This is a genomic window from Chryseobacterium indologenes (genome assembly GCA_016025055.1).
Taxonomy (GTDB): Bacteria; Bacteroidota; Bacteroidia; order Flavobacteriales; family Weeksellaceae; genus Chryseobacterium; species Chryseobacterium indologenes.
Window position 1 is genome coordinate 4,398,625 of sequence record CP065590.1, and the last position, 24,919, is coordinate 4,423,543.

The window sequence follows — 24,919 nt, forward strand, 5'->3', positions numbered from 1 at the left end:
AAACTATGGCACAGAAACAACTGACACAAAAGGAAAAAAGAATCAATAAGACGATTAGTTTACTCGCCTGGATCCTGATCATCAGCGGCGTCACGGGAATGATAAGTTTTTATCTTTTTTCAAGAAAGAATGTGACCACCAACGATGCACAGATCGAACAGTATATTACACCTGTTTCCAGTAAGGTTTCAGGGTTTATTAAAACAATAAAATTCAACGAAAATCAGTTCGTTCACAAAGGTGATACCCTGGTTGTGATAGACAACAGGGAATTTATCAATCAGGTGCATATGGCAGAAGCCAGCCTGAGCGCCAATACTGAAAATATTACTACGATACAAAGCAGTGTCAATACAAAAGAAAGTGACACCAAAATTATCGATGCCAGGATTGCCTCTGCAAAAATTGATATCTGGAGAACAGAGCAGGATTTTAAAAGATATAAAAACCTGTTGGCAGAAGATGCTGCCACTGAGCAGGAATTTGAAAATGTAAAAGCTTCTTACGAACAGTCAAAAGCCAACCTGATGGCATTAGAGCAACAAAAAAATGCAGTAAGAGCAGGTGCCAGTGAGCAGCAAACAAAAGTAGCGCCAGCCAAAAGCCAGATTCAGCAAAGCTCTGCCAGCCTGAACAATGCCAGGCTATTTCTTTCTTATACGGTTATCACAGCTCCTTATGACGGATGGGTAGGCAAAAAAACAATCCAGGAAGGCCAGCTGATCAAAGAAGGTCAGGCTTTGGTGCAGATGGTAAGCAAAGAAAAAATGGATTATTGCCAATTATAAAGAAACCCAACTTGGACAGATTGATCAGAAACAGGAAGTTATCATTACCGCAGATGCCTATCCGGGTATCGAATTCAAAGGAAAAATTATTTCCGTATCACCTGCTTCCGGATCACAGTTTTCTTTGGTTAAACCGGATAATGCGACAGGAAACTTCGTGAAAATAGAGCAGAGATTTCCTGTAAAAATTATTCTTGATCATAATAAAGAGAACGAAAAATTACTCTCCGGAATGAATGTTCTGGTGAGCGCAAAGAAAATATAATTTGAGGAGGAAAGGATGAATACAAATTATTTTATTCTTAATGCCTGTTTAAATTATTGAAAAATTTATTTGAACTATTAATCTCAGCTCAAACTTAAGATTCTGAAAATCGTAAAAAACTTAAAGGTGAATTTACTCGTCATCAAAAATGGCAAATCAATTCATTTTCAAATCTTCAGATATAATAATTTTTTCGCGAAAGGACAAGACTGCAAAATAGCGAATCTGCTAATTTTTTCTTACGCATATTTGCCATTTTACCTTTTACTTTTACTCTTTGCTTTTTTGTCTTTTCGCATTTTTTTAAAGCAAAATTAACAACAACAATTTGCTTTCCCGGCTTCCTTAGCCTCATTAGCTATTTACACAAATCTATGCAACACAATACAGTTTATCATAAATGGTTACCGCAATGGCTGAAACTGCCACTTCTTATTCTGGCGTTATTTCCGCACATCATGCTGTTGTCATTGCTGCATTCCAATAGTGCCTTCACGTCTTCTTTTATGGATGTGGATTCAGACGATATCCAATATCTGATGATGCTGATGTATGGAACATTCGTAGTTACCCTTTTGGTTTTACAGCGTTTTATGTCCTATTTCAGCGTGAAGTATTATGTTCTGCTGATGTCTTCCGTTTCCGTCATTCTCCTGTACATCTTATCGGTCACCCATGACTATCATGTCATCTTGGTCATCCGGTTTCTGGAAGGATTTTTTGGTTTGCTGGAAGGCGCTATCTTTTTGCCTTTGATAATCGCAGAATTAAAAACACGCCACGCCAAAGTGATTGCCTACCTTTTTATGTATTCTCTCATGCTTACCGGAGGCACGGTGACTACCACTCTGCTCAAATCGAGCATTCAGGATTATGACTATCAGCATATGATTCTGATGATGGCATATTTCCATGTTTTTGTTCTGATTCTTGGATTTGTTATTTTCAACAAAAATCGCTTTTTCCCGAAAAAGCCCTTATATCAGATGGATGTTCCAAGTTGGTTTTTGTTGTGGGCCTGCCTGCAATCCGGGGCTTATGCTATCGTATATGGAAAGAGGCTGATGTGGCTGGAGTCCGACACTATTATAATCTGCGTGTTTATATTTCTGATTTCAGGAGGTTTATTTATGTTGAAACAAAGGAATTCAAAACGGCCTTTATTCCATTATGAAGTTTTCAGCTCCAAAAATGTGATTGTAGGAATGATTCTGTTTTTTATTTTCTATCTCATCCGTTCGGGGTTAAATAATGTGTACAGCATTATGGCAACCGTTTGGAAATGGCCGTGGGATTATATTGTGAACATCCAGTACTGGAATGTTGCGGGAACATTGCTCGGCGTCCTTTTATCAGCATTTTGTCTGGTACGTGGAATTTCTTCCAGAATTGTTTTCTTTACCGGATTCCTTTTGCTGGCTATAGATTGTGCATGGTTTACGTATACTTTTTATCCTGATACGACACTCAGTACGATATGTCCGCCGCTATTTTTGCAGGGAATTGCGCAGGGATTATTATTTACGCCCTTGGTATTCTTCCTGATTTCCGGTATGCCTGAGGAATATGTAGCTAATGCCAGCGCAATGGGTACCACTACCCGCTTCTGGGCAACAGCGATTGGGTATGCCCTCATGCAAAACCTAATGTTATTTTTAACGTTAAAACATTCTGATGTTTTGAGCTTCAATCTTACCGATACCAATCCCGTTTTTTATAGTCAGTGGAATCAGCTTTTCGGTACCCAGATTTCAAAATTACCGGTGAATGAATCCTTATCGATGACCGCGGGAGCTTTTAAAGCAAAAATAACCGCTCAATCTATCCTGCTCTCAAATATGGAAATTTTTACAGGATTATTCTGGCTGGCATTCATAACTGCTCTTCTGCTGCTGCTTTATCATCCGGTAAAAATAGCCGTAAGGAATATTATGTAAAAGAATGAAGCCGGACGCCGGAAGTAATCAAGCGTACAATTATTTTCTTACAATAACCGACAATATACCAACATCAAAAAAAACGTCCAGCCTCGCGCTCCCATCTTGCAGCACTATGCACTTTGGCCGATTTCTTGTTGCTTCTCTCAATCAATACTATCACATCAGGATTTACGTTAAAAAACAAAAGCTTACGTATGGAAATTGAAAAAATTTTACAGAGTCAGAGAGAATTTTTCAAGACTCAGCAAACCAAGAGTCTGGTCTTTCGCAAAATGTATCTTGAAAAACTCAAAAATCTTATCATTTCAAATGAAGATCTACTGTGTGAAGCTATTCATAAAGATTTTGGCAAGTCTAAATTTGATACATTTACTACAGAAATTTCTTTTATCCTAAATGATATTGATTATTACCTGAAAAATTTAAAATCTCTTGCAAAACCTAAGAAAGTAAGCACCAATATTGTCAATCAACTCGGAAACAGTAAAATCTATGCGGACCCTTTGGGCTGTATTCTGGTAATCGGAGCATGGAACTATCCTTATCAGCTTTCGCTTTCTCCCATCATTGCGGCCATTGCTGCAGGAAACTGCTGTATTCTTAAACCCAGTGAAGTTGCTGAAAATACAATGAAAGCGCTTTCAAAAATCATCAATGAAAATTTCCCGTCTGAATATCTGTATGTATATGAAGGAGGCATTGATGAGACCACTGCCCTTTTAACATTGAAATTTGACAAAATATTCTTTACCGGAAGTACCAAGGTCGGAAAAATTGTATACAAAGCTGCTGCAGAACATTTAACTCCTGTAGTACTTGAATTAGGCGGAAAATCCCCGGCTATTGTTTCCAAAGAAGCTCATCTTGAAACGGCTGCCAAAAGAATTGTGTGGGGAAAATTTCTCAATGCCGGACAAACCTGCGTTGCTCCCGACTATCTTCTAGTTGAGGAAAGCATCCAGGAACAGTTTCTGGAAATGCTCAGGAAATACATCAAAGAATTCAATTACAGTCCCGATTCAGCGCAGTATACCAGAATTATAAACAAGAAAAACTTTCACCGGCTGACTGATCTCATCGATAGGGAAAAGGTATATTTTGGAGGTAGTTATGATGAAGAAAAGCTTTATATTGAACCTACCATCCTGAATCATATCCATTGGGAAGATCCTGTAATGGAGGAGGAAATCTTTGGTCCTATCCTGCCGGTTATCAGCTTTAAAAACTTTACTATTGCAATCAATACCGTTTCCGAACAGGAAAAACCGCTTGCTGCCTATTTATTCACCAAAAATTCGGAAGAAAAAGAAATATTCACCCGAAAACTTTCTTTTGGAGGAGGCTGTATCAATGATTGTGTCATGCATTTAAGCAATGACAATTTACCTTTTGGAGGCGTTGGAAATTCAGGAATAGGAAGTTATCACGGGAAATATGGTTTTGAAACTTTTTCACATCAAAAATCTGTTCTGGAAAAAGCAACATGGGGCGAACCCAATATCAAATATCCGCCGTATTCTGAGAAAAAATTAAGCTGGATCAGAAAGCTTTTGCGGTTCTAATAATAAAAAAGGTTGCTTCCAGTAGAAACAACCTTTGTAATTTTTATGCTTTAGGTATCCATTCATTAAAGAATGCTTTAACCTTTTCTAAACTGTATCCTTTTCCGTCCTCAAAAACATCACTCTGCTGAACTTTAATCATTTTTCCGTTTTTATCCAACACGATAAAGACAGGATATCCAAATTTATCTCCAGGATTGCCATACTGTGCAAAAACTTTTTCATTTTTGTTATCCGGCGAGAAATTCAGGTGATAGTATAAGTAATTTTTGTCTACCAATTCCTTCAATTCAGGAGTTGTCTGCACAAAATTATTAAAACGAAGGCACCAGATACACCAGTTTCCTCCTGCCTGAATCATAATATTTTTCCCTTCTTTCTTTGCCTTGGCTACTAATTTATTGATATCTGCCTGGGCATCTGCTTTAGGATTGTAAGGCTTAGGAAGCTTGGCTTTTTCTTCACCTGCTTTCTTTTTCGCCTCTAATTCAGTTTGTTCTGTCGGTACAATAAGAGCATTCTTTTGCTTCCCATTGTCCGGTGTATTCTTTACATCCTGTGAAAAAGCGAAAAAACTTAAACCCAGGAACGCTAATATTGTCATTTTTTTCATAACATAAAAATAAAAAAATAATATTTATCCCTCTGCAAAAATAGAACCATAATTTTATTATCACTAAATTTGCCTGTTTTATGAAATTCCTAATCAAAATATTATTTTTCAACTCCAAACTTCCGCTAAAGATATTGTACATTTTTTCGGATGTTATCTTCTTCCTCAACTATTATCTGGTAGGGTACAGAAAAAAGGTGATCACCCAGAATCTAAGAAATTCTTTTCCAGACAAATCAGAAGAAGAAATCAGAAAAATCCGCAAAAAGTTTTATCTGAATTTTTCAGATTATCTGGTAGAAACTATAAAATCTTTCAGTATTTCTGAGACCGAGGCCCGGGTAAGAATGCAGCATATCAATCAGGATCTGTTTCATGAGGCTAAGCAGGAAGGTAAAAATATTATTTTACTGGCCGGCCATGTTTTTAACTGGGAATGGATTAATGCACTGGCAACCATCATTCCCCAGGCACACTGTCATCCTGTTTACAGAAAAGTGAACAGTGATTTTTGGGAAAATCAGATGAAGAAGGTCCGAAATAAATTCGGGAATGAAGCTCTGGAAGCTAACGAAGTTATCAGACATATTTTCAGGTCTCAGAACAATGGAGATGCTGCTTATATGTTTGTAGCAGATCAGACCCCACATTTCTCCCACGTCACCTATGGTTTAGAGTTTTTAAATCAAAGAACTCCTGCTTTCATCGGTTATGATAAACTGGCTACAAGGATGGATCTGGCCTTCATTTATTGTGAGATGAAGAAAGTAAAACGTGGTTATTACCAGGTTAATTATCACAGAATATATCCGGATAACGAAAAGTTTACAGAAAATGAAGTGGTAAAGAAATTTCATAAATTATTAGAAAACACTTTACATAAATATCCCGACAATTATCTGTGGTCACACAGAAAATGGAAATATCAGGATTCTATTAAAACCTACGATTCTGATAAAAAATAGTTGATGTACATGCAGAAAAAACTGGCAATTGCCATCTTAAACTGGAACGGTAAAAACTGGCTTGAAAAATTTCTTCCAAGTGTAGTTCAATATTCTCAGAATGCAGATATTTATGTGATTGATAACCTTTCAACGGATGATTCGGTAGCATTTCTTACAACGAAATTTCCTATGGTAAAAGTTATTAAAAATGATAAAAACTACGGTTTTGCCGGTGGTTATAATGAAGGATTGAGATCTATAAAAAATGAATTCTATTGTCTTCTGAATTCTGATGTGGAAGTGACAGAAAACTGGATTGAACCTGTTGTAGAATTATTTGAAAAAGATGCCTCTATTTCAGCTATTCAGCCTAAAATTTTATCTTATTCTGATAAAAAATATTTCGAATTTGCAGGTGCTGCCGGAGGATTGATTGACAATCTGGGCTATCCGTATTGCAGAGGAAGAGTCTTTGAAGAGGTGGAGGAAGATAAAGGGCAGTATAACGATGAGACAGAAATTTTCTGGGCATCGGGATGTAGTTTCTTTATCAGATCCAAAGACTTTTGGGAACAAAATGGTTTTGATGAACGATTTTTTGCCCATCAGGAAGAAATTGACCTGTGCTGGCGGCTGATTAATTCAGGAAAAAAGATTTTTTATACCGGAAAATCTACAATATATCATGTAGGAGGAGGAACATTAAACAAACAGAGCGCCCAAAAGACTTATCTCAATATCAGAAATAATCTTTCAATGATGCTTAAAAACCTTCCTTTTCCTAAATTAGTAGGGTTGATTTTTTCAGGCTTTGCCTGGACGGAGTAGCGGGAATTTATTTTGGATTAAAGAATGGCTTTCCGCATCTCTGGGCCGTTGTAAGAGCTCATTTCGGCTTTTATGCACAACTTCCCGGAACCTGGAAGCTCCGTCAGAAAAACCAAAAAGAAAAATTCTATCAATCAAAATGGTTGATTTTTAAACATTTTTTAGGCGGTAAATAATTGACTTCAAAAAATGATGCAACTCATAACCATTGTGAACATTAACATTGAACTGGAGAACCCGTAAAAAAAACTTACAAAAATGGATTTCTGCGCAATAGATTTTGAAACAGCTACTCACGAGAAAAATTCTGCGTGCGAAATGGGTATTTGTATTGTTCAGGATTCTAAAATTGTTGAGACCAGAACATGGCTTATCAAACCGCCTAGCTTTCCTTATTTCAATAAGTTTAATATTGCTGTTCATGGCATACAGCCGGAAGACGTGAAGGATGCGCCAACCTTTGATGAAATATGGTATGAAGCTCAGGATATGATGTATGGCAGTTTAATGATCGCGCATAATGCCGGATTTGATGCTTCTGTTTTAAGGGGTTGTCTTGAGCATTATGGAATGTTTACTCCCAGTTTAAATTACCTGTGCAGCATTCAATTAGCAAAGAAATCATGGAATTACCTTCCAAAATACGGACTGAAACCATTAGCAGAATATCATAAGATTGATTTCAACCACCACAGGGCCGGAGCTGATGCAGAAGTATGTGCCAAAATATCGCTATTGGCTTTTGAGAGACTCTTCCTCACCAGTAATGATGAAGTGAATGAGTATATGAAAGCGAAAATCAAAAAGCTTTAAATAATAGAGGTAACGGACCCGGGTTCCATTATGTACCAATCATTGATTAATAAAGCTATTAATTACTTAAAACTTCAGACAACAGATTGAATTTCGGGATATCAATCTCAAAAGTTTCCTGCGTCTCCATATTTTTAACCAGGTATTTTCCACTCATGTTTCCTACTCCCGAGCGAAGCATTACATTAGAAAAATAAGCAAAATTTTCGCTGGTTCCTATTTCAGGAGTAAGGCCGATAACGCCATCTCCTATAATCTCTGTATATCCAAATCCTACGTCAAAGATTAACCATTTTCTTTTTAATACTTTTATTGGAAAGCCTCCGTCGTTTTCTATAGTTATGTTATATTTGAAAACATAGCGGTTTTCGGATGGATAACTGTTTTTACTATCATATTCAGGTATTACTGAAACTTTGATATTAGAAGTCATTTTTGAGAACATCATAATTGTATTTCCTTAACAGATACAAAAATCTCGCCCTTTTTAAGGCGAGATTGTATATTTATATTATAATTTTATTAAAACTATAATCCAAGGCCTTTTCTTTCATCGCCTCCCAATAGTATTTCAACCGGGTTATCGATACCTTCTTTTACCGCAACAAGGAATCCTACAGACTCTTTACCGTCGATAATTCTGTGGTCATAAGACATGGCCACGTACATCATTGGTCTGATGACTACCTGCCCGTCAACAGCAACCGGTCTCTGGATGATGTTGTGCATTCCAAGGATTGCAGATTGAGGAGGGTTGATGATTGGTGTAGACATCATAGAACCGAAAGTACCACCGTTTGTAATCGTGAAAGTACCACCAGTCATTTCATCAACAGTAATTTTACCGTCTCTTACTTTTACAGCAAGGTCTTTAATGTTTGCTTCTACAGCGCTGAAAGACATGTTTTCTGCATTTCTCAATACAGGAACCATTAATCCTTTAGGACCAGAAACAGCGATTGAAATATCGCAGAAGTCATAGTTTACTTTGAAGTCTCCGTCAATAGATGCGTTTACGTCCGGATACATTTGTAATGCTCTTGTCACTGCTTTTGTAAAGAAAGACATAAAGCCAAGTCCTACTCCGTGTTTCTGAGCAAATTCTTCTTTATATTGCTTTCTTAATCTGAAGATTTCAGACATGTCAACTTCGTTAAACGTTGTTAACATCGCTGTTTCATTCTTCACAGAAACTAATCTCTGAGCGATTTTTCTTCTTAAAACTGAAAGTTTAGTCGTTGTAGTAGATCTTGAACCTGTAGCGGTAAGAGGGCTTCCTCCTAAAGCAGGAACTGCTGCCAATTCAGCATCAGTCTTAGTGATTCTTCCGTCTCTTCCTGTTCCTGAAACCTGTCCTGCATCAACTCCTTTTTCGTCAAGGATTTTCTTAGCAGCAGGAGATGGAGCTCCAGTAGCGTAAGTTTGTGTAGCAACAGCAACCGGAGCAGCTGGCTTCGGAGCTTCTTGTTTAGCAGGCTCAGCAGCTTTCGGAGCTTCTTCCTGTTTTGGAGCTTCGGCAGCCGGTGCACTACCTGCTGGTTTTGCAGCATCCATATCAATTAAACAAACTACCTGACCTACTTGTACTACATCACCTTCTTCTGCTTTTAAAGTGATAACACCACTTTGTTCTGCAGGCAATTCAAGAGTTGCTTTATCTGAATCCACTTCGGCGATAGGTTGATCTTTTTCTACATAATCACCATCTTTTACAAGCCAAGTTGCAATTTCAACTTCTGTAATTGATTCGCCCGGTGAAGGAACTTTCATTTCTAAAACTGACATATCGAGTATTTTTTATTTTTTAACTGATTATTATTTAAATTAAGCTGTAACGGGTCTTTTTGCAGGAGCATCATCTCTGTCGAAAACTCTGTTGATCACTGCATTCTGGTTTTTCTCAAACATTTTGTGGCTACCCGGAGCAGGAGCACCGCTTGGTACCGGAGAGATTACCTGGATTCCTGTATCTCTGAAGTTTCTTAAGATATAAGACCAAGCTCCCATGTTTTCAGGTTCTTCCTGAGCCCATACCAATTCTTTTCTGTTTTCATATTTATTGAAGATCGCTTCGATAGCATCGGTTTGAAGCGGATATAACTGCTCAAATCTTACTAAGGCAATGTTTTCACAGTTTAATTCTTCTTTCTTCGCTAATAATTCGAAGTATAGTTTACCTGAACAAAGAACTAATTTTTCTACTTTTTTAGGGTCTGCAGTAGGATCGTCTAAGATAGGCTGGAATGAACCGTTTGCAAAATCTTCAAGTGGAGAAACTACTTTAGGATGTCTCAATAAAGATTTAGGGCTCATTACTACCAACGGCTTTCTGAATGCCCATTTCAACTGTCTTCTCAATAAGTGGAAATAGTTGGCAGGAGAAGTGATATTAGCGACTACCATGTTCTCGTTAGCACAAAGGGTAAGGAATCTCTCTAATCTTGCTGAAGAGTGTTCAGCTCCCTGTCCTTCCGAACCGTGAGGTAACAACATCACCAATCCGTCCTGGATTTTCCATTTTTCTTCAGCTGCCGCTAAGTACTGGTCAACGATAATCTGAGCACCGTTCACAAAATCTCCGAACTGAGCTTCCCAGATGGTTAATGTATTCGGAGAAGCCATTGCATATCCGTAATCGAAACCTAAAACGCCGTATTCTGAAAGGTGAGAATTGAATACATCAAATCTGCTTTCTGAAACATGTCTTAACGGGATATATTCTTCTTCTGTATCTTCTGTTTTTACAACGGCATGTCTGTGAGAGAATGTACCTCTTTCCACATCTTCTCCGGAGATTCTTACGTTGTGACCTTCCACAAGAAGCGTAGCATAAGCTAACCACTCTCCTAATGCCCAGTCTAATGAATTTCCTTCAATAGCTTTGATACGGTTTTCAAACAGTCTTGTAATTTTGTTCAGGAATTTTTTATCAGCAGGAAGCGTAGACATTTTAAGTGCTAATTCTTTCAATTTAGCTAAGTCATATTTAGTGTCTACCGGTAGTTGAACTGCTCCTCTTTTTCCGATCGGATAATTTACCCAATCATCTGCCATAAACAGGTCCATTACGTTTTTCTCGATCTCTTTAGAAGCGTCAAAGTCTTTATCTAAAAGCGCTTTAAATTCCGTTTCCATTTTAGCGATCACATCGTTGGAAGTAATGCTGTCTTTAAGTAATTTATCTTTATAAATTTCTCTTGGATTCGGGTGTTTTGAGATGGTCTTATATAAGTTCGGCTGAGTAAATCTAGGCTCATCCCCTTCATTGTGACCGTATTTTCTATATCCTAAAAGATCGATGTAAACATCTTTACCGAATTTTGCTCTGAAATCAGCTGCAAAATGGATCGCATGAACAACAGCTTCAGCATCATCAGCATTTACGTGCATTACAGGAGATTCTGTAACTTTTGCAATGTCTGTACAATATGTTGAAGATCTCGCATCCATGTAGTTGGTGGTAAATGAAACCTGGTTATTTACAACGATATGAACGGTACCTCCTGTTCTGTATCCTTCCAGAGTCATCATCTGAGCCACTTCATAAGCAATACCCTGACCGGCAATAGCACCATCACCGTGGATGATGATTGGCAATACTTTAGAGTAATCTTTATATTTATCGTCTACTTTTGCACGGCAGATTCCTTCTACAAGAGCTGCTACCGTTTCAAGGTGAGACGGGTTTGGTGTAAGGTTAATGCAAACTTCTTCTCCTGAAGCCGTTTTGATCTTTTTAGAAGATCCCAAGTGATATTTAACGTCACCGGAGAATACATCTTCTTCGAATTCTTTACCTTCAAATTCTGAGAAAATCTGTTTGTAAGACTTACCGAAAATATTGGTAAGCACATTCAATCTTCCTCTGTGAGCCATACCTAATACGACTTCATCCACTCCAAGTTGAGAAGATCTTGAGATCAGCTGATCTAAAGCCGGGATTAATGTTTCACCTCCTTCTAATGAGAATCTTTTTTGTCCTACAAATTTTGTGTGAAGATAATTTTCAAAGGCTACAGCCTGATTTAATTTTAATAAAATTTCTGTTTTTTCATTTGCAGAAAGATTGGGATGGTTTTCGTTTACCTGAAGCCATCTCTTGATAAAATCTTTTTCTTCAACATTGTTGATGTATGTATATTCCACTCCGATAGAATCGCAGTAAATATTTTCCAAGTGCTTAATCAGATCTGCCAGTGTAGCAGGCTCTTTCATTCCTGTTTCTACCGCACAGTTGAATTTTGTATTTAAATCCTCTTTAGAAAGACCGAAATTCTCGATATCTAAAGTTGGGGTATAGTGTCTTCTTTCTCTAACCGGGTTTGTTTTTGTAAACAGGTGCCCTCTCGTTCTGTAAGCCTCAATAAGGTTTACTACCTTAAATTCTTTTTTGATGTGTTCAGGAACCTCTCCGTTTGATACTGCCTGAGAGATTTGCTGTACTGCCGGAGCAGTGTTGGCCGAAGCCTGAATAAATTGAATGTTATCGTCATCTCCGTAGTTCTCCAAAGCAAAATCGAAGCCTTGAAAGAAGGCTTTCCATGATGGTTCTAAGGAGTCCGGGAATTTTAAGTACTGTTGGTATAAATCCTCAATTAACTGAGAATGAGCTGCGTTTAGGAATGAAAATCTGTCCATTATTACAGTTTATCTATTTATTAAAATTTATTTGTAGAATTAATCTTCAAATTTAATAAAAAAAACCGAGTTAGAACAGTCTAAAACCGTTAAAAAAAGTTAGGAAAAATTTAATTTACAAAAAACTATTTAAACACTGATAATGAAAGCTTTACGTTTACAGACTCACCTTCCATAGGACGCTCAATAAACGTTTGCCGGATATCTCCGAAGCGCATTTCGTCTTTTTTGGCTTTCTGAATGAGTTGCTGGATTGCCTTAATTCGTCCCTCGTAGCCTCCTTTGTAGTACATCACGTAATTTTCTGTCGGATTTATGGTCCTAAAATTAAAATTATTGTCCGTGACTCCGATTTTCTTGGAAAGTGGAATTCCAAGGAAATAAGACACCTCTTTATCTTTATAATTATCGGCATCTGTAATCAACACAGGATATCCGAATTCATCATCTTTTTTCCAAGATCCATCGAAACGAAATTATAGATTTTATTATAATTCATCACGATATTTTTGTACAGGGCATCTTTCTTATTGGAGGTACTTACATTAATCCCCAAAATAAGCATATCTTCATCTTTTTCCACCATCAGGCTATCATATTTGATGGCTGCCATCAGATTGTCTTTCTCAACCTTGTTACCCAGAACATTCTTCAGATTAACCATGCTTTTGGTAATATTTTCTGCAAAACGATCTTCTGTCCAGAAATTTTCAACTCTTCTCCAGACCGAAAGCTTGGGAGTATGTACATACCACGTTATTCTGGTCTTTTCTGCTGAGATTGGTTTAAATTTGACATCTACCAGGGTGGGATTGGCATTTTCATCTTCAAAAAGCTGATATTTTAAAGTTTTATTGGGATTTTCATACCTGATGAACATTTCTCCATCGGTATCATTTTTAGGATCTACATAACTGATGGCACTTCCCTGCCCTTCATAGGGCGTATAATAATCGATATCGATAGACTGTGAGCTTGAAAAGAAATTATTCCATCTAGTAAAATTCTGCAGATTATTGAACTGCGCAAAGACTTTTTCAACCGGATAATCGACTTCTTTTTCGATCGTAAAGTTTTTGCTTTCATCTACAAAATAATACATGGAAGCAGCATAAGCACCTCCAAGCAAAATAATAATTACCGTTAATATTTTAAAAATACGCATCGCACAAAAATAATACAAATAAAAAAAAGTGACCAATATGCTGATCACTCTTGTTGTATGTTTAACAATAATTAACCTGCTTAAAGGCTGAAAGACGGATGAGGGAAGCTGTAAGTGCTGTTATTCCTATAATTTATCTAATAGTTTGGGTTAAGATTATTCCTATGCTATCAGATTCGCTAAGATTCAGCAAATAAAAACTTGTAGTTATATTACTTTTCAGCAACTTCCGGCTTCCCCACCTATTATCCTATATGCGTCCCTGCAGGCAGTATTGCACCTTTCTTCACCACCACAATACCATCCTGTACAGAATGAGTTCCATAATCGCCGTCCGGAATATGTTTGCCGCCGATGATTTTGACATTGTCGCCGATGTAGCAGTTTTTATCAAGGATTGCCTTTTCTATATAGCAGTATTTTCCGATTCCCATATTGGGGCGGCCAGCTCTGTCGTTGAGGACAATTTCGGTTGTATTCTGATAGAAATCCGCACCCATTACATAAGAATTTACGATGGTACTTCCTTTATCGATACGGGTTCTGTTTCCTATAACTGAATTTTCTATTTTATCAGCCATGATGATACATCCGTCTCCGAAAACTGCTTTACTTACATAAGAACCATTAATTTTCGATGGCGGAAGCATTCTTGCTCTTGTATAGATTGGAGAAGACGAAAACAGGTTAAATTGGGGAAGATCAAGACAAAGATCAAGATTGGCTTCGTAGAATGATTCTATCGTTCCGATATCCGTCCAATACCCTTCGTATTGATAGCTTAATGTTTTATATTTTCCGATTGAGCTTGGAATGATATCTTTTCCGAAATCATCACCGGCCCCTTCTTCAAACATCTTTTTCAGGATATTTCTGGTAAAAATATAGATTCCCATAGAGGCGAGAAACTCCTTTCCTTTATGCTTATTCGCGTCGGATACTTCAGATTTCAGACCTTCCAGCATATCATAATCCGGTTTCTCGTAGAAAGAAGTAATATTTCCTTCGTCGTCGGATTTCAAAATTCCAAAACCGGTTGCATCTTTTGCATTCACAGGAATCGTGGCGATGGTAAGATCACCCCCATGTTCAATATGAAAGTCCAGCATTTCTCTAAAATCCATCTGATAGAGCTGATCTCCGGAAAGGATCAAGATATAATCATAATCATACTTTTCAAGATGCTTCATCGACTGGCGAACGGCATCAGCTGTTCCCTGATACCAGCTTTCGTTTTCCACATTTTGTTCTGCAGCAAGAATATCTACAAATCCCTTGCTGAAAATGTCGAAGTGGTAGGAATTTTTAATATGTGAATTTAATGAGGCTGAGTTAAATTGGGTCAGAACCAGAATTTTATTCAATCCCGAATTCAGGCAATTTGAAATAGGGATATCCACTAATCGGTATTTTCCGGCAATCGGTACTGCCGGTTTTGATCTCGAATAGGTTAACGGGAATAATCTTGTCCCTCTGCCTCCTCCCAGTACAATGGAGATTACGTTTCGTTTCATAAATATCTTGCGTGTTTATTTTATTAAATATACAGTTTTATTTTTGGTGTTTACGTGAAAAGTACAGCAATTTATTTTTTCATTTTTTTCATCAGAGCCATAGATTTTCACTTGATAGACTCCGGATTCCTTCAATGGCCATACTTCTTTATCTACGCCGTCAATTTCTATATGGTGTTTTTCAATTTCTGCCCTGAAAGTTTTATTGGTAATCAGAATATCCATAATGTCAGCTTGTGCAATTCCTGCATCAATTATGTCTTTTTCATATTTTATCTTCCAGTCGTCACCGTACTTCTTCTCTATTTTCGCGTAGGTTTTTCTATTTTTATCTTCTATTTTTCGTTCTGTTTTTCCATCGATAGCGCAGCCTGCCGCTTCCTTATATTTTATTTTCCATTTTTCAGAAATACTCTCTGCAAGTATCAGGCGTTCTGTATTTGGATATCCATAATACAAAATGGTAAAGTAAGAGCCATCTCCGGGAATATTATTTTCCTCAGTCAATTCCTTTGTTGTTGTACAAGAAATCATACTTAATATAAGGACTAAAAGAAGAATCCCGCGTATCATATTAACTATTGTATAAAGCCATATATTTTTCAGCAGATTTTTCCCAGGCAAAATCAAAGCTCATATTGGCCTGAATCAGGTCTTCCATCACTCCTTTCTGGTGATAGATTGCCAATGCCCTGTTCATTGCATGTACAACATCATCTACTCCGGGATAGGAAAAATTCAGACCCGCACCGCCGGTTGAAATATCTTCTACCGTGTCTCTCAGGCCTCCCGTATATCTTACTACAGGCACAGTACCATATCTCATGGAGTACATCTGATTCAGCCCGCAAGGCTCTACTCTTGAAGGCATCAAAAGAAAGTCTGCTGAGGCATAGATTTTATGGGAAAGATGTTCTTTATAGCCCAGATCTACTGCAAAATTGCTGTAGATATAATCATATTCTTTCAGTTTATTCTCAATATACGTATTACCTGACCCGAGGATCATAATATTTAAAGCGCCATAGCTCTGTTTGATACTTCTCCAGACAACATCGGGCAACAGGTCTGCTCCTTTTTCTGTCGCAAATCTTCCGATAAAAGCAAATAAAGGAAGTTCAGGTTTCAGCCCATATTCTTTACAAAGCTTTTCCTTATTTTTTTTCTTTTGGAGAACGGCATTTTTACTGTTAAAATTAAAATCCAGCATCGGATCTGTTTCAGGATTCCATACTTCAGTATCTATACCATTAATAATTCCATAGGCTTTTCCGAATTCCTGGCGCACCAGACTTTCCAAACCACGGAAACTTACAAAAAGTTCTTCCAAATATCCCTCTGATACTGTGGTAAAGGCATCAGCACATTTAATCATACTTGCCAAAGGATTGATCAATCCGTTCCAATCCAGCAGTCCCCATTTGTAATGATCAAATGAAGGCAAATAATTTGCCATATTCCAGCTCATCATTCCCTGATATTCTCCATTATGGATTGTTCCGATGGTTTTTACTCCTTTCAGGAATTCAAATTCAGGGCAATTTCCGACCATGAAAGGCACCAATCCGGTATGGTAATCATGGCAGTGTAAAACATCAGGACGAATTTTCATGGCCGTCAGCCAATGCAATACTCCATGTTGAAAGGCAATGAACTGGAAGCTTTCATCTTGATAGCCGTAGGGATTATCCCGGTCCAGTAATCCCGGAATTTTCACCATATATAATTCAAATCCCAAAACATTTGTTTTTTCTTTCATGACCTGAACCTGCAGCATATTGGGTCCCTGATGAATAAACCCGTCAAAAACCACTTCAAATTCATGATCATAGACAAACGGTTTATTATACCAGGGCATTACTACCTTGGCCTCTATGTTTTTTATCTTATTCTGATATTTCGGCAATGCCCCAACAACGTCTGCAAGGCCTCCTACTTTTGCTACGGGATAACATTCTGTACTTAAATGATAAATAACCATGCTTTATCTTCTATGTTTAATTCTGTGTAATTTATATTTTTTGTCTTTATGCTTTCTTAAAATAATTCCGGCGAGCGGAGGTAATTGTATGGTCATCGTTTTCCGGTGACCACGCCATTCTTCATATTTTTCTTCAAGGATTTCTGGCATTACCCCACTACCACTGTAGTGTTCAGCATCAGAGTTGAAAATAACCTTCCAGTGTGTCCCCTGTGAAATACCTATTTTATAATCCAATACCTTTGGAGCCAGATTCAGAATGATCATCAGTTGGTCATCGCGTCTTTTTCCCTTCCTTACATATACATAGACTGAATTTTCAAGATCATCGGCTTCCACCCATTCAAATCCGTGTTTATCAAATTGGTTTTCATAAAAGGCCGGTTCTGTGGTATACAAGCGATTCAGCTCCTTTACCAGATCCTGCAATCCTTTATGTACAGGATATTGCAGCAAATGCCAGTCTAAACTCTTCGTAAAATTCCATTCACCCGTTTGTCCAAATTCATCTCCCATGAATAGAAGTTTCGCTCCGGGATGGGTATACATATATACGTACAAGGTACGAAGATTGGCAAACTTCTGCCATTCATCACCTTTCATTTTATAAATTAAGCTTGCTTTTCCGTGTACGACTTCGTCATGGGACAAAGGCATTATGTAATTTTCATTATACATATACATAGAAGCAAATGTAAGTTTATGATGATGGAATTTCCTATTGCCAAAATCTTCTTTAAAATAATCCAGGGTGTCGTGCATCCATCCCATCATCCATTTCATGCCAAAACCGACTCCACCATCGTGAACCGGTTTTGTGAGTAAAGGAAAATCTGAACTTTCTTCAGCAATGGTTATAATATTGTTTCCAAATTCTTTGTATACTGCCGTATTGAATTCCTGTAGAAAAGCTTTGGCTTCCAGATTTACATTGTCGCCATATATATTGGGTTCCCATTCTCCTTCATTTCTTGAATAATCGAGATGAAGCATAGAGGTGACGGCATCTACCCGTAAACCATCTGCATGATAACGGTCCAGCCAAAACATCGCATTGGAAATCAGAAAAGATTTCACTTCATTCTTACCATAATTGAAAATATGTGATTTCCAGTCAGGATGAAATCCTCTTTTAGGATCTTCGTGCTCATATAAATGTGAACCGTCAAAGCGATACAATCCGTTAGCATCACCTGGAAAATGGGAAGGTACCCAATCCAGGATTACTCCAATATGGTTTTGATGAAGTTCCTCAATTAAAAACATTAAATCCTGAGGGGATCCAAAACGGGAGGTTGCTGCAAAAAAACCTGTAATCTGGTATCCCCAGCTCGGCTCATAAGGATACTCCATAACGGGCATCAATTCCACGTGGGTAAACCCCATTTCTTTCACATAGGGCACAAGTCTGCCTGCGATGTCCCGGTAATTCAGAAAACGTTCAGGATTATCTTCATCTCTTATCCAGGAACCAAGATGCAGTTCGTACACAGATATCGGTGCTTCAAGATTATTTTTCTTCCAGCGGTTCTCCATCCATTCCTGGTCATTCCATTCATACCAGGTCGTCGAAACCAGTGAAGCTGCCTGAATGTTCTGTTCCCAGCTCACCGCATAAGGGTCACTTTTTTCCAGGATCTCACCTCCTATCGTTTCAATGGCATATTTGTACAAAGTTCCCCACGTGAGGCCTTCAATAAACCCTTCCCAGATTCCTGATTCATCCCATCTGGGAAACAGAATATGGTCTTTATGATTCCAGTTATTAAAATTGCCAATAACAGAAACCTTCTTTGCATTGGGTGCCCAAACAGAAAAATAAACTCCCTTTTTTCCTTCTTTTTCCGCAGAATGAACTCCAAATTTGTCATACAGCTTATAATGTCTTCCTTCTTTAAAAAGATAAACATCTTCATCGGTGAAAAGCGTATAGGTTTTAACAGAATTCATCAAGATCGGATTGTATTAATATTTTCCCTGAAACTACGAAAAATACTAACAATAGCAGTTAATTATTCATCAAATAATTATCAAGTTAGTTTTCTTCTTCCTGGGTCTATCAAATATATCAATTTTTAAAATCATTTTTTTATGATCTTAAAGCAATCTTTTTATAAATTTAGCCATCTAATATTATTAAATACACATTAAACACTCAGGATGAAGTTCGAACTCTATACAGAAGAAAAGGATGAAAGACCGGTTTGGATCACCGGAAATTTCAACAAATGGGACCCGAAAGATGACAATTACCGGCTTACACAAATCGATTCCAGCAATTATTCCATAGAAATTGATGACTCCCTACTTCCTGACGATATTGAATATAAATTCACCAAAGGAGGTTGGGAAAATGTGGAACTCGACCGATATGGAAATATTACGCCAAACCGGAAAGTAAAAAAAGTGATCGGGAAAGTTTCGGACACGGTAGACCAATGGCGATTGAACTGGGGCCCTTTTAAAGAAGAGTTTTCCCCTATTGCAGAAGTGATTTCGGAAGAATTTTATATTCCTCAACTCGACCGGTATCGTAAAGTCTGGGCTTTGTTACCTCATGACTATTATATTTCTAATGAAGCGTATCCGGTTTTATATCTTCAGGATGCCCAAAACCTGTTTAATGAAGGAAGTGATTTCGGTAATTGGGAAATTGATAAAAAATTATCCATACTTTCAGAGTATGGTCGCGGTGATGTGATTATTATTGCTATTGAACATGGCAGCCAGAACAGGATTAAGGAATATATTTTTGATAATGACAATGTAGCCAGTGGCTCAGAGGGAAAAAAGTATATCCGGTTCATTACCGATACGTTAAAACCGTTTGTAGATGAGCATTACCGGACTAAAAAAGACCGTGAAAATACAGGAATCGGAGGAAGTTCATTGGGTGCTCTCATCAGTATTTACAGTGGTTTTCTTTATCCGGAAGTGTATTCAAAACTATTGATCTTCTCCCCTTCCCTTTGGGTGGAACCTAATAATAACTTCCCGATGATGAATTTCAGGGTTCCCTATAAAACAAAAATTTATTTATACGGCGGTGGCCAAGAAGGATCTAAAATGGTAAAAAGGATCCGTATTTTTGAAGACTATCTGAAAAAGTGGGAAAAAAAGAACCTGTTTGATTTTGAGTTCAGAACCAGCATTAATCCTGAAGGGACGCATAGTGAGTTTTACTGGTCTCAGGAATTTCCGAGAGCGATAGAATGGCTGTTCTATAATAATACTGAAAATCCGGTTGAAGTAAAACCACAACAACAAAGCATTAAAAACTAAGGTCCCTAATTATCCGTGACCTTAAAAAGAATAAAATCTATTTATGAAGTTAATCAACAAAAAAAATAAAAATTACACTCAGGTTTTTCATGTATTCACTGAGGAAGAATGGACAAAATCTAATAAAAATTTCAATAAAAATATAGCTACTTTTTTTACGGGGAAAAAACATGAGGTCTTCATTAATGCCCATGAAGAAGGAATCACTTATTTTATAGGCTTAGGGAAATCTGCTTTACAAAACTTCGAAATTCAGCAGGTAGCGGTGAAGTTTTCTCAAATACAGAAAGAAAAATTTCAGGCTGCTCCTACTTTACTTTTGGCAGATTTCATGAATGAAAAGCAGTTTGAAGAATTTGTGAAAGGGCTTCTGATTGGCACTTATAATTATCCTTTTGAGAAAAATCATCCCTTCTGGAATACAAAATTTGAGCTTCATTTTGAAAATTTAAGTCAGAAGAAGTTAGATTATATCGGCCGGAAAGCAGAAGCTTTAAGCAATGGCCAGATTACCTGCCAGGAATGGCTGAATAAACCTGCTAATCTTAAAAAGCCGGACGTTTTTAGTTTATATTTAAAAAATATGGCCAAAAAATATGAATTAAAATATACTGTTTTTAACAGAAAAAAATGTGAAGAACTAGGGCTGGGTGCCTACCTCGCTGTAAATCAAGGCAGTGCCTATGATGCAGCATTCACTATTTTGGAATATAAAACAACGGTTAAAAATGCGAAGACTTTCGGTCTGGTCGGAAAGTGTGTCCTTTTTGATACGGGTGGTATTTCATTGAAAAACCCGGCAAACTTACATTATATGAAATCTGATATGGGAGGCGCCACGGCAGTTCTTGGAACATTGATCTATGCTGCAGAAATGAAACTTCCGGTTAATATTGTTGCCGTTCTGCCCATTACAGATAATGCTATTTCTGAGAAAGCTTTACTTCCAAGTGATGTTATCACGGCATACAATGGAAAAACAATCGAAGTTCTGGATACTGATGCAGAAGGGAAGACTCATCCTTGCGGATGGACTTTCTTATCTTTCCAAAAACTATAAAACAGACTTTCTCATCGATCTGGCTACTTTAACGGGAAGCTCGGTAAGAATGTTTGGAGACACCTGCGGAGCTCTGTTTTCTAATAACGATGAATTAAAAAACATGTTCATAAAAACCGGAGATCAGACTAACCAAAGGCTATGGAATCTGCCTTTATGGGATATCTGGAAAAACGACATTCGGTCTGATGTCGCAGATTTGAAAAACCTTTCTATGAAACCTGTGGGAGACTGTATTATTGCGGCTAAATTTCTAGAGCAATTCATTGAAAATCATCCTAAATGGGCACATCTTGATATTGCCGGAGTGGCATTTGGAAGTGTAGGATATGCTAAAGAAAAAGCAGCAACCGGTTATGGAGTTCAATTACTCTCTGATTTAATTGAAAATTATCATTAAAAATTAGTTTATTACAAAAATTCTCTGTATACTTGATTAGCGATTTTTAAAAAAATACATCATATTCCCTTATTTGATATTAATCAAACAATAAAGATTTGCTTTTATTTTTGAAAAATCACTAAATCTTAAAAAACATTATATGGAGGAGAAAACTATTGTATGCATTTCTTGCTATTACAAGGGCTATGATTTCATGGATGAAATGAAAAAGCTTGGTAATAAAATAATCCTGGTAACATCGGAAAATCTTAAAGAAAAAAACTGGCCGTGGCATGCTATTGACGAGGTCTTTTATATGCCCGAACTTAAGCCTTCCGTTTGGAATCTGGATCATCTGATTCAGGGATTTTCACACTTAATGAAAACCAGGAAAGTTGATGCAGTAGTTGCCCTTGATGATTATGATGTGGAAAAGGCTGCCCTGATCAGGGAAACGTTTCGTATTCCGGGAATGGGGCAGACGACCCACCGATATTTCAGAGATAAACTGGCGATGAGACAAAAGGCTAAAGACTCGGGAATCAATGTACCTGAGTTTACAGCAGTTTTCAATGATGATGCCGTTAATGATTTTGCCGATAAAGTTTCTCCTCCATGGGTATTGAAGCCCCGATCAGAAGCTTCAGCATCCGGTATTAAGAAAATCACTTCCAGAGAACAACTTCATGAGGCATTGGATACTCTTGGAGAAGAGCGTCACCTGTTTTTATTAGAAAGTTTTAAACCTGGTGATGTATATCATGTAGACAGCCTTACCTTTAATAAAGAAATTGTTTTTACTTCTGCCTCCAAATATCTGGCCCCACCCATGCAGGTTTCTCATGAGGGAGGTGTATTCAGGTCAAAAACATTAGGAAGATATTCTGAAGAATTTAAGGCTCTGGAAGACAGTAACGCTAAAGTGCTTTCCAATTTTGGGCTCCTTAACGGTGCCACTCACACCGAGTTTATCCGGGGAAGAGAAGATGGAAAATGGTACTTCCTGGAAACATCTTCAAGAGTTGGAGGCGCCCATATTCCTGATCTTGTGGAAGCATCCAGCAATATTAATATCTGGAGAGAATGGGCAAAGATTGAAGACGCCCTTTTGAGGGGTACACCATATGCCATTTCCCCACCTACCGGATATTATGCAGGGTTAATTGTTGCTTTGATCAAAGATAAAGAACCGGACTACAGCAGTTTTGAATGCGAAGAAGTTGTAAAATTTCTCCCGATAGATTATCATGTAGGTATTGTGTATAAATCTGCTAATGCCTCTGTGATTCAGGATAAATTAGATAGTGCCGCTCAGAAGATCCATGCTGAAATGCTCAATATCCTGCCTCCGAAAAGTAACAAATTAAGCAGTTAACACATAACGATTAAAGAAAAAGTGAATCAATGCCGCATATAGAACATACAGATTATTATTCTAATATTTTGGGTATAAGCCTTAAAGTAGAAGTAACCGGACATTACGGTCATCCCGTTATTATGTTCCCGACTTCTCAGGGGCAATATACCCAGAACCATGACTTTCACCTTAACGGAAGTATCAATTGGTTTGTAGAACAGGGAAAAGTAAAGCTATATAATATCGAAACCATCGATAGCCGGAGCTTTTACGACAATACTATATCGCCTCAGCAGAGAATAAGAAATTACGAAAGATATGTTCAGTTTTTGATTAAAGAGTTTGTCCCATATATTCAAAAACTTCATAAAACCCATCGTGTGGCCGTTGCAGGAGCAAGCTTTGGAGGATATCATGCTGCCAACTTTGCTTTCAGGTTTCCGGATGTGGTTTCTCATTTATTTTGTCTTTCGGGCGCTTTCAGCATAAGAAGTTTTATGGATGGATTTTCAGACGACCTTGTTTATTTTAACTGTCCGAGAGAATTTATAAGAAATGATGAATCCTGGAAATATAAACATATGCACATCGTACTGAGCACTTCCGACCAGGATATCTGTAAAGAAAAGAATGTGGAAATGGCTGAAATTTTAAGAGCAAAAGGTATTGATTTCTGGTATGATGAAAGAAAGTGGATCGGCCACGACTGGCCCCTGTGGAGAATGGTATTTCCAACATTTATAGGAGCTTATTTCTCTTAAATATTACCTGTTATAAAAAATATATACACCAATTAAAAAACAAAAAATTATGACAAAAAAAGTAGGAATTCTTTTTGGTATGGAGGATACGTTTCCCTGGGCATTTATTGATAAAGTAAATGAGTTGGGTGGCGGAGATATTGTAGCTGAGCCGGTACATATCGACAAACTGGAACAAGGTGCAGATTATGGGTATGCCGTCATTATCGACAGAATTTCTCAGGATGTTCCTTTTTACAGAGCCTATCTGAAAAATGCAGCACTGAATGGCACCTATGTGATTAATAATCCGTTCTGGTGGAGTGCTGATGAAAAATTTTTCAATAACGCCCTGATGTCTAAACTGGGAATTCCTTTGCCTAAAACCGTTTTGCTTCCCTCTCATGAAAGACCATCCAATACTTCAGAGACATCATTCAGAAATCTTAAATTTCCACACGACTGGGAGTATATTTTTAATTATGTAGGATTCCCGGCTTATATGAAACCCCATGATGGAGGCGGATGGAGAAATGTTTACCGTGTAGACAATCCTGATGACCTCTGGAATAAACTGGGCGAAACGGAGCAATTGGTGATGATGGTTCAGGAAGAGATTATCTTTGATGATTACTACAGAGTATATTGTCTGGGAAGAAAATATGTTCACATCATGCCTTACGAACCTCGTAATGCACCTCATCTGAGATATGCAACTACCCATAAAACCGAGGGTGAAGAACTGAAAAAATTGCTAAAGACCATTCATGATTATACCATAAAAATGAATGAAGCTTTAGGATATGATTTTAATACGGTAGAATTTGCCGTTAGAGATGGTATTCCCTATGCAATCGACTTCTGTAATCCGGCTCCGGATGCAGATAAAAACTCTGTAGGAGAAGAAAATTTCGCATGGATTATAGAGCACGCTGCCAAACTGGCCATTGAAAAAGCAAAAGAATACATTCCGGGAAAACCCAATATTGCCTGGGGAACCTTTGTGAAAGATTCAATAAAGTAGAGATTCAATAAAAAAATAAA

Annotated in this window: 16 protein-coding genes and 4 pseudogenes; 11 read left to right on the top strand and 9 right to left on the bottom strand. The window is 37.6% G+C overall.

Translation table 11 applies throughout. The features are described from left to right. The first annotated feature begins 5 nt into the window (after positions 1–5). From H3Z85_20325 to H3Z85_20335, 3 genes and pseudogenes are all read left to right on the top strand, one after another. Positions 6–1,053, top strand: a pseudogene (locus tag H3Z85_20325) (HlyD family secretion protein). Between the two features lie 374 nt (positions 1,054–1,427). Further along, positions 1,428–2,990 carry a hypothetical protein gene (locus tag H3Z85_20330; protein ID QPQ51573.1) on the top strand — a complete coding sequence of 521 codons (1,563 nt, stop codon included), beginning with the start codon at positions 1,428–1,430 and terminating at the stop codon, positions 2,988–2,990. Between the two features lie 197 nt (positions 2,991–3,187). Beyond that, positions 3,188–4,555, top strand: coding sequence for an aldehyde dehydrogenase (locus tag H3Z85_20335; GenBank protein ID QPQ51574.1), 1,368 nt, complete (start codon positions 3,188–3,190; stop codon positions 4,553–4,555). Positions 4,556–4,598: 43 nt separating this feature from the next. Here H3Z85_20335 and H3Z85_20340 read toward each other — a convergent pair whose 3' ends face one another. After that, the gene (locus H3Z85_20340) at positions 4,599–5,168 is read right to left on the bottom strand and encodes a thioredoxin family protein (GenBank protein ID QPQ51575.1); all 570 of its coding nucleotides are present in this window, start codon (positions 5,166–5,168) and stop codon (positions 4,599–4,601) included. An 80-nt stretch (positions 5,169–5,248) separates the two neighbouring features. Between H3Z85_20340 and H3Z85_20345 the strand changes: the two genes are divergently transcribed. The 3 genes and pseudogenes from H3Z85_20345 (at position 5,249) to H3Z85_20355 (ending at position 7,756) form a co-directional block, all read left to right on the top strand. After that, the gene (locus H3Z85_20345) at positions 5,249–6,133 is read left to right on the top strand and encodes a lysophospholipid acyltransferase family protein (protein QPQ51576.1); all 885 of its coding nucleotides are present in this window, start codon (positions 5,249–5,251) and stop codon (positions 6,131–6,133) included. 9 nt (positions 6,134–6,142) lie between these two features. After that, a pseudogene (locus H3Z85_20350) lies at positions 6,143–7,119 on the top strand (glycosyltransferase family 2 protein). Between the two features lie 82 nt (positions 7,120–7,201). Beyond that, a complete protein-coding gene (locus H3Z85_20355; protein QPQ51577.1) occupies positions 7,202–7,756 on the top strand; it encodes a 3'-5' exonuclease in 555 nt (184 codons plus the stop codon). A 58-nt stretch (positions 7,757–7,814) separates the two neighbouring features. Here the strand turns inward: H3Z85_20355 and apaG are convergent, their stop codons facing one another. The 8 genes and pseudogenes from apaG to glgB all read right to left on the bottom strand — a co-directional run bounded on the left by apaG (position 7,815) and on the right by glgB (position 19,004). Further along, entirely contained in the window at positions 7,815–8,204 is a 390-nt protein-coding gene (gene apaG, locus H3Z85_20360; protein QPQ51578.1) for a Co2+/Mg2+ efflux protein ApaG, read from the bottom strand. Positions 8,205–8,284: 80 nt separating this feature from the next. Beyond that, positions 8,285–9,541 (bottom strand): 2-oxoglutarate dehydrogenase complex dihydrolipoyllysine-residue succinyltransferase, encoded by a 1,257-nt coding sequence (gene odhB, locus H3Z85_20365; protein ID QPQ51579.1) that lies wholly within the window; start codon positions 9,539–9,541, stop codon positions 8,285–8,287. Between the two features lie 39 nt (positions 9,542–9,580). After that, positions 9,581–12,394, bottom strand: coding sequence for a 2-oxoglutarate dehydrogenase E1 component (locus tag H3Z85_20370; GenBank protein ID QPQ51580.1), 2,814 nt, complete (start codon positions 12,392–12,394; stop codon positions 9,581–9,583). Between the two features lie 125 nt (positions 12,395–12,519). Continuing rightward, positions 12,520–13,559 (bottom strand): annotated as a pseudogene (locus H3Z85_20375) (SRPBCC family protein). 245 nt (positions 13,560–13,804) lie between these two features. After that, positions 13,805–15,073, bottom strand: coding sequence for a glucose-1-phosphate adenylyltransferase (locus H3Z85_20380; protein ID QPQ51581.1), 1,269 nt, complete (start codon positions 15,071–15,073; stop codon positions 13,805–13,807). A gap of 15 nt (positions 15,074–15,088) precedes the next feature. Further along, the gene (locus tag H3Z85_20385) at positions 15,089–15,697 is read right to left on the bottom strand and encodes a hypothetical protein (protein QPQ51582.1); all 609 of its coding nucleotides are present in this window, start codon (positions 15,695–15,697) and stop codon (positions 15,089–15,091) included. Continuing rightward, the gene (locus H3Z85_20390; protein QPQ51583.1) at positions 15,648–17,054 is read right to left on the bottom strand and encodes a glycogen synthase; all 1,407 of its coding nucleotides are present in this window, start codon (positions 17,052–17,054) and stop codon (positions 15,648–15,650) included. Before H3Z85_20390 ends, H3Z85_20385 begins: the two co-directional genes overlap by 50 nt. A 3-nt stretch (positions 17,055–17,057) precedes the next feature. Continuing rightward, positions 17,058–19,004: a 1,4-alpha-glucan branching protein GlgB gene (gene glgB / locus H3Z85_20395; GenBank protein ID QPQ51584.1), complete on the bottom strand. Its 1,947-nt coding sequence runs from the start codon at positions 19,002–19,004 to the stop codon at positions 17,058–17,060. A gap of 210 nt (positions 19,005–19,214) precedes the next feature. Between glgB and H3Z85_20400 the strand changes: the two genes are divergently transcribed. From H3Z85_20400 to H3Z85_20420, 5 genes and pseudogenes are all read left to right on the top strand, one after another. Continuing rightward, the gene (locus H3Z85_20400) at positions 19,215–20,336 is read left to right on the top strand and encodes an alpha/beta hydrolase (GenBank protein ID QPQ51585.1); all 1,122 of its coding nucleotides are present in this window, start codon (positions 19,215–19,217) and stop codon (positions 20,334–20,336) included. A gap of 43 nt (positions 20,337–20,379) precedes the next feature. Next, positions 20,380–21,796: pseudogene (locus H3Z85_20405) on the top strand (leucyl aminopeptidase family protein). Between the two features lie 142 nt (positions 21,797–21,938). After that, positions 21,939–23,153 (top strand): ATP-grasp domain-containing protein, encoded by a 1,215-nt coding sequence (locus H3Z85_20410; GenBank protein ID QPQ51586.1) that lies wholly within the window; start codon positions 21,939–21,941, stop codon positions 23,151–23,153. Positions 23,154–23,182: 29 nt separating this feature from the next. Then, complete coding sequence (locus H3Z85_20415; protein ID QPQ51587.1) at positions 23,183–23,896, top strand: esterase; 714 nt, start codon at positions 23,183–23,185, stop codon at positions 23,894–23,896. A gap of 49 nt (positions 23,897–23,945) precedes the next feature. Beyond that, the gene (locus H3Z85_20420; protein QPQ51588.1) at positions 23,946–24,899 is read left to right on the top strand and encodes a hypothetical protein; all 954 of its coding nucleotides are present in this window, start codon (positions 23,946–23,948) and stop codon (positions 24,897–24,899) included. The last annotated feature ends 20 nt before the right edge of the window (positions 24,900–24,919 follow it).